The 6,582-nt window shown below is 40.1% G+C and carries 9 protein-coding genes; 3 read left to right on the forward strand and 6 right to left on the reverse strand.

All coding sequences use genetic code 11. The features are described 5' to 3' along the window. Nucleotides 1-270: 270 nt before the first annotated feature. Nucleotides 271-1,176: an IS3 family transposase gene (locus ABFC84_03070; protein MEN6411731.1), complete on the reverse strand. Its 906-nt coding sequence runs from the start codon at nucleotides 1,174-1,176 to the stop codon at nucleotides 271-273. Continuing rightward, on the reverse strand, nucleotides 1,088-1,435 hold the full coding sequence (locus ABFC84_03075; protein ID MEN6411732.1) for a transposase: 348 nt from the start codon (nucleotides 1,433-1,435) through the stop codon (nucleotides 1,088-1,090). The genes ABFC84_03070 and ABFC84_03075 overlap by 89 nt, the downstream gene beginning before the upstream one ends. A 455-nt stretch (nucleotides 1,436-1,890) precedes the next feature. Here ABFC84_03075 and ABFC84_03080 point away from each other — a divergent pair, with 455 nt between their 5' ends. Together ABFC84_03080 and ABFC84_03085 are read left to right on the forward strand one after the other, a co-directional pair. After that, a complete protein-coding gene (locus ABFC84_03080; protein ID MEN6411733.1) occupies nucleotides 1,891-2,994 on the forward strand; it encodes a Fic family protein in 1,104 nt (367 codons plus the stop codon). A 29-nt stretch (nucleotides 2,995-3,023) separates the two neighbouring features. Then, a complete protein-coding gene (locus tag ABFC84_03085) occupies nucleotides 3,024-3,737 on the forward strand; it encodes a metallophosphoesterase (GenBank protein ID MEN6411734.1) in 714 nt (237 codons plus the stop codon). A 99-nt stretch (nucleotides 3,738-3,836) separates the two neighbouring features. On the opposite strand, the gene ABFC84_03090 is transcribed toward ABFC84_03085, so the two are convergent. From ABFC84_03090 to ABFC84_03105, 4 genes are all read right to left on the reverse strand, one after another. Then, complete coding sequence (locus ABFC84_03090; GenBank protein ID MEN6411735.1) at nucleotides 3,837-4,370, reverse strand: hypothetical protein; 534 nt, start codon at nucleotides 4,368-4,370, stop codon at nucleotides 3,837-3,839. Nucleotides 4,371-4,544: 174 nt separating this feature from the next. Further along, nucleotides 4,545-4,985, reverse strand: a complete 441-nt coding sequence (locus ABFC84_03095; protein MEN6411736.1) for a hypothetical protein — start codon at nucleotides 4,983-4,985, stop codon at nucleotides 4,545-4,547. Nucleotides 4,986-5,091: 106 nt separating this feature from the next. After that, on the reverse strand, nucleotides 5,092-5,400 hold the full coding sequence (locus tag ABFC84_03100; protein ID MEN6411737.1) for a hypothetical protein: 309 nt from the start codon (nucleotides 5,398-5,400) through the stop codon (nucleotides 5,092-5,094). 10 nt (nucleotides 5,401-5,410) lie between these two features. Next, nucleotides 5,411-5,869, reverse strand: a complete 459-nt coding sequence (locus tag ABFC84_03105; protein ID MEN6411738.1) for a recombinase family protein — start codon at nucleotides 5,867-5,869, stop codon at nucleotides 5,411-5,413. A gap of 494 nt (nucleotides 5,870-6,363) precedes the next feature. Here ABFC84_03105 and tnpA point away from each other — a divergent pair. Next, a partial coding sequence (tnpA, locus tag ABFC84_03110) for an IS200/IS605 family transposase (GenBank protein ID MEN6411739.1) occupies nucleotides 6,364-6,582 on the forward strand: 219 nt, incomplete at its 3' end.

A 6,582-nucleotide genomic window follows, 5' to 3' on the forward strand; every position in this document is an offset into this window, starting at 1 on the left:
ATATAATCATAAAGTAAAAAGTACGTCCTTTTGGTTTGTTTTCTTTAGCAATTAAACAATACCACAAAAAGGACATACTTTTTATCTTTTTTTATGCTTTTAAGCCATCGCGGAGCGATTTCGTTCTCCTTTTGTATCATTTATTATACTACAGTAATTCGGATTGGAGATAAGATATACTATAGGTGAATTCCAGTTAAATTAAGTAGGTATTATAATGGCTCACTTGTCAAGACAGAATTTTAAAGATTTTATAATGAACCTGATGATTCAGGCAGCCGCTTCTGCATCATCCAGCAACATTGCCGGAAAGTAAACCTTTGCCGGTGGAATGTTACCGATAGCCGAGTGGCAACGCTGGAAATTGTATGTTTTGATGTATTCCTTGACGGCTTTACGCGCTTCCTTGATATTGTTATACTGTGTCAAATAAGCCTCCTCGTACTTGAACGTACGGAACCACCGCTCAATCATGATATTGTCAGCCCAGCGGCTCTTGCCGTCCATGCTTTGCCGGATATGGTTCTGCTTTACGAAGTCAATGTAGTCGTTGCTGGTGAATTGACTGCCTTGATCTGAGTTTAAAATCAGCGGCTTAGCTACTTTAAAAGCCTTTTTGAGTGCCGTGATGACCATCCTGGTATCAAGCGTGTCATCAATTTCCCATCCAACAATACAGCGGCTGTACCAGTCAATTACAGCAGTAAGATACAAGAAACCGTGCTTAATCGGGATATAGGTAATATCAATTGACCATGCTTGGTTTGGACGATTGATAGCAGCGCTCTTCAGCAGGTATGGGAAGACCTTCGCTTTTTGTTGGCGTTTGGACAGATTCATTTTCGGATAGATGGCATCAATGCCCATTTCCATCATGTAGCGGCGTACTTTCCGGCGGTCAACATGGTAGCCGCAAGTCTTAAGCTGAGATGACATCTGTCGAGCACCCCAAGCTGGGTTGTCCGTGTGCAAATGGTCGATGATGGCCTTACAATCAAGTTCTTCCTCCGATACTGGCGGTGTGTGGTAGTAGACGCTGGTCCGATTGACGCTAAGCAGCTTCGCGCCTGTTTCTACAGGCAGTTTCTTAGTCTTCAAAAGGTTTCGGACTATATTGACTCTCGTAGTCAGGTCCGAACAATTCTTCAGATTTTTTTTCAACCAGTCCACCTGCATGGTGAGCTGGCCGACCTTCTTGGCATAGGCTGTCTTCTCTTTGCGTTCCGTTGCGAGCTTTCCTTTTTAAATTTTCTTCGCGGGAGTCATCAAAAACGATACTGGCCTTGTCGAGAAATTCCTTCTTCCAGTTGCGGAGAAGGTTTGGCTGAATTTTGTTTTCAGTGGCTATGGTGTTGAGATCTTTCTCTCCTTTCAATAGTTCAAGGATTAACTCTGATTTAAATTTAGCTGAAAAATTTCTTCTTGTACGCGACATATAACGAACCCTCTTTCTGTGCTTTTTCCAGTATAGCAGATTCATTATAAACGTGTTCAGAAAATGTCTTAATTTATGATACCATTATTATTGTCTTCCTAACACAGAAAAGCATTCTAGCAAATCGCTAGAATGCTTGAATTTACTGGAGCGGGTAACGAGATTCGAACTGGCGACCCACGGTTTGGGAATCCAAAAAGGCGGAATTTATAGAATGTATCTGCTCCATGAATTCAGTGAAATCAAGACTTTATACGCTGAAGCATTCTCTTATTTCCACGGAATATGCCTATTTCCATAGAGTATTGCCTTCCTAATTGCCTTCCTAAATTTTTTGCATTCAATGTACAATGATGATGTTGCGGAGAATAATAGCATTTTATCCGCAAGTATTGCGGATGAAATATTGAATATGTGCTAATAATATGTTATAATATCCGCAGGAGGTGCGTAGATTGCCGACGGTTTACATACACAAATTACCCGATTGGCCACGTTTTCATTGGGACTATAATGCCTTGGCCGTTCAATTGGCTAACGTTCGTTTTCAACAGGGAAAGCTCATTGGCGAAATGAAATCAATAGGTTTTTCCCTCCAGGAAGAAGCAGTGGTACAGACGTTGACCCAGGATGTGGTAAAATCCAGTGAAATAGAAGGCCAAATTTTGAATCAAGCTCAAGTACGATCATCCGTGGCACAACGCATGGGGGTGGATATCGGTGGACTGGTACCTTCTGACCGGAACATTGACGGTGTGGTTGAGATGCTTCTTGATGCGACCCGGAATTTCAACGTTGAGTTAAGCAAGGAGCGTTTATTTAGCTGGCATTCCGCATTATTTCCGACTGGCTACAGCGGGCTTCACCCAATCACGGTTGGAGCATGGCGCAAAGGTCCGATGAAAGTCATATCCGGCCCTTATGGTCACGAGCATACCCATTTTGAAGCACCGGAGGCCGACCGTGTGGAGCAGGAAATGACTGCTTTTGTCGACTGGTTTAATAACGAAAATAGTACTGACCTTGTACTCAAGGCCGGAATTGCTCATCTTTGGTTTGTTACGATCCATCCTTTTGATGACGGTAATGGGCGTATTTCTCGCGCTCTTGCCGATATGCTTCTGGCGCGATCAGAAAACAGCTATCAACGGTTTTACAGTATGTCCACACAAATCCGGCAGGGCCGTGACGCTTACTATGACCACTTAGAAGCGGCTCAAAAGGGTTCCATGGATATAACCGAGACATTAGGCTGGTTTTTGGATTGCATGAATAGGGCGCTGGCGGGCGCTAGAGGCAGTTTATCGAAAATCCTCCAACGAGCTAAGTTCTGGGATTCCATTGCCGGTCAAACGCTTAACGAGCGGCAACGGAAAATCATAACGATGCTCCTGGAGGACTTTAAGGGCAATCTGACATCCTCTAAATGGGCAGCAATCTGCAAATGCTCCCAAGATACGGCAACCCGCGATATCAATAACCTTGTCGAGCGCGGCATCCTTAGTAAAGGCCCGTCAGGTGGCCGCAGCACGAATTACCTGTTAGTGAAGAGGGAGTAATATAGTACATTTCAGAAGAAGTGGGGAGTATGATGCGTACTGTTGATCGCATTTTAGCTACATCCGATTTACACGGACAAAATCTGCATTTTTCAAATTTATTAAAAAAATCACAGTATCAGCCGGATTATGATTTGCTGATTGTGTGTGGCGACTTGATTGATCGCGGCAGGGAAAACCTGAAATGCCTTGCAACTTGTAAGGATTTGCAAAACAAAGGCGCAATTTTTCTGAAAGGCAATCATGAGCAATTTTTAGAAAAGAGCCTTCTTGAAATGCTGCATACAGACGGCTGGCGTACCACCCCATCGGAGTACTTGTATAATTGGTTCACTTATAACGGCGGCGCGGAAATGTACGCCGAGATTAAAGGTTTATCATCGGCAAAGTTGGCTGAAATCTTAGCGTTTGTCCAAAGCTTGCCGATTTACTTTAAAGTGGGTCAATTTATCTTTAGCCATGCTGGAGCAAATCCGACAAAGCCAATTGAAAATAATACCGAAGACGAACTTGTCTGGATGGGTGAGACCTTTCCTTTCCGTCCGGCATATCCGGAAAAAGTTTTGATCTTTGGTCATACTCCTACTTGGCTGTTTCATCCGGGTTCTAAAAATAAGAAAAAAACCGCTCACATATGGTACGACAATACTTACAAAGACAAGCTTTGTGTGGACTGCGGCGGAGTGTTCGGGGGCCGCTTGGCGGCAATAGAGCTGCCATCGTATAGAGAGTTCTATGAGTAATTATTTCGGTCATATGGCCGCTTGCATGATCTACGCAGTACGCAGAAATACTCCCGCATATACGCAGAATGTCTACTAATACAAATTTGTATTACCTATTTAATTTTCTAAGCTTTTGAATTGCTTTTTTATGCTGTCCTCAGTCCACTGTGATTTTTTTTTATCATACTCAAAATCCGCTCTAATTTTTGTTTCTTCTTCTGTATTTGGGGTTGCCGCGGTAGTTTCAACAGTTTCTGGCAGCACTATTGTTCGTAATCCGATTATAGCCGTATAAAGCCTTTTTTGTAGATTTTGTCGTTCCTCAAAAGTTGTACTATTTGTTATTTGACCAACCATATCCAGGATTTCATCAAAATAACAGCCCGTTTTTTGCCGCTTTAAGAATCGGTCGTCTTGTGAACTCTGTGGGACACCCTTTTCAATTCCCAGTTTATGCAATTGAAGTAAATAGTCTTGCTCCGGTATGTCGTTGTTCGTTAAATATTGTTGCAGTCTCGCCGCAGCACTTACTAGATCGGCACCAAGGTATACGTTGTTTGTCTTAACTTTTCCTTCAATTTTTTGTGAATTACGTAAATAAGCGTAATATTTCTTTCCGCGCAAATTCCATGCGACATGCCACTTTTGCATATTATCCACCAATCTTAATAATACAAATTTGTATTATTAATAATATAACATTTAATTAAAGGTAATGCAATATGCATTACCTTTAATTAACCTCCTGGCCTAGCTGCAGCCGAGACTACTTTTATGCACCCTGGCGATTATGCCAGGGCGGTTGTCCATTTTGACTATTTAAACTTATTTTTCTATTTTTATACCGAAAGGACCCATTTCAATTTTTTTTGTAGAACTCCACACTTTACTAATAAAACTTGATACTTTACTCAAATATGATTTTTTGTAGTTGCATTTTTTACATGTATATTTAATTTCTAAAACAACGTCGTTTCCTTTTCCGGAAATTGAGTAATCAGATAATTGCAATTCACTACCACAAGAACAGCGTGATTTCTCAGCAACAGATATTAGTATTTCAGACCAATCATTGATTGTGTTGCATCCCGCAGGGCAGGTGGCCCGAATCTTAAATGTTTTAAGGTTTTCCTGCCATTGAACAAAATAATCTAAACTTGTAACGGGTAGCATCATACCACAATGTGGACAAACGTATATTTCATCTTTCTTAACCCTTTGTAATATTTTCTTAAACATAATAAGCCCCTTTGCTCCAAAATCCAAGTTGTTTTCATCACAAATCCCGCCAACCCAGTTTGACTACTCATTAATTCTAGGGTTATCTATACGGCCTAGTAGGTAGTCATTCTTTCCTGGGATTAATTGGTGGTTATATATTGTGTTTTCTTGAATCTGTAAACATTTTAACAATATCATTAGTTAACTTTTCATAATCATCAGAATAAAGTATTGCTTCGTTTCGCTTCAAATCTTGATGTTCTTTTGTACCGATTTTTCTTATTATTATCGTCTGTTTACCCAACCCGTGTGCTATACCTAATTCATACCCAACATTAAAAGCAGTTTTTGAAAACTCTTCTAAATCAGAATTAATTCCTTGTGTTGAAATTAATTTTTCCTCAGATATATCTGCAATTACATATTCTGCCTTTTGAATCATTTCACATATTTTACACATAAAGTCAATATTAAGCATAAAATCTTTTGCTCGTAAATGTGTTAATCCGAGCTTGTCTAAAGCTCTGTCTTATCTTTTGGCGTTCCTGCTTGGCAACATAGCTTAAAAGACTTAAAAACTGGTCTTCCAGCAAATTCCCCACATCACCTGTAGAGCGGAATTTACGGGAGTCAAACAGAGTTTCATTTTCCAGAATCACAATATCAGCTTTGACAATGCGGGTAATTTTCTTCCACTCCTGAATGATACCGTCATAATCCCGGCCCAAACGATCCAGAGCATCAATATAAATTAAATCTTTCTCGCGAATAATCAGATTCATTGCCTGATATTGCGGAAGGTCAAAATTTCCCCCGCTTTGCTTGTCAACAAAAATATATCGTTCTTCAATGCCTAATTCTTTCATTTTTAAGATTTGACGATCCGGGTTTTGGGCCCGTTCTGAAATTCGAACATACCCTATCTTTATTTTGAGGCCTCAATTGATTTTACAAATATAGGATTATGTTCTTTAAAATTACGGCAACTCCTTCAACTATTCGACAATCCTTTTTTGAAATTAATTTTTATCTACCATTTTCTGCTCCTTACTCTATCAAAAAGTATACTTTTTGGCATACATCCAACAGGATAAATATTCATATGCCAATGGACTTTTTGGAATACTTTTAAAACTATTGCATATATCCGGTGGGTTCGGGTATAATAAGAGCAAAGGTTAGTTAGCGCCTGACCTTTGCTGTGGAGAAAATGCGCCGCAGGTAATAGTGAATGAGGTTTAATTCCGAATAGATAATCTGTTGGTCAGATTATCTATTCTTTTTATTGTCGCCGAAGAGGCATGATAAAACCCCCAGTTCAACTGGGGGTAGGGAAAAATTCTTAAAGATAAGGAAAGAACCTCCTTATGTTAGAATATGAGTGGCCTGACAACCACAATTCGAAGAAGGAGGTTCATGTCAAATGGATGACGTGAAAAGTTTATCACATAGCAAGTGGAGATGTAAATATCATATAGTATTTGCCCCCAAATATCGTCGGCAAATAGTATATGGAAAAATTAAGGCAGATATTGGGAAGATTTTGAGAGATTTGTGTAATCGCAAAGGAGTAGAAATCATAGAGGCAGAATGTTGTTCGAATCATATCCATATGTTAGTAGCAATTCCACCCCATTTAAGC

The sequence above is a fragment of the Veillonellales bacterium genome (genome assembly GCA_039680175.1).
In the GTDB taxonomy this organism is placed as follows: Bacteria; Bacillota; Negativicutes; order JAAYSF01; family JAAYSF01; genus JBDKTO01.

Excerpts from the sequence above, each read along its gene's own strand:
- ABFC84_03085 (MEN6411734.1), top strand. The coding sequence starts at position 3,024 with ATGATGCGTACTGTTGATCGCATTTTAGCTACATCCGATTTACACGGA.
- ABFC84_03070 (MEN6411731.1), bottom strand. The coding sequence starts at position 1,176 with ATGCAGGTGGACTGGTTGAAAAAAAATCTGAAGAATTGTTCGGACCTG.
- ABFC84_03100 (MEN6411737.1), bottom strand. The coding sequence starts at position 5,400 with ATGTGTAAAATATGTGAAATGATTCAAAAGGCAGAATATGTAATTGCA.
- ABFC84_03075 (MEN6411732.1), bottom strand. The coding sequence starts at position 1,435 with ATGTCGCGTACAAGAAGAAATTTTTCAGCTAAATTTAAATCAGAGTTA.
- ABFC84_03090 (MEN6411735.1), bottom strand. The coding sequence starts at position 4,370 with ATGCAAAAGTGGCATGTCGCATGGAATTTGCGCGGAAAGAAATATTAC.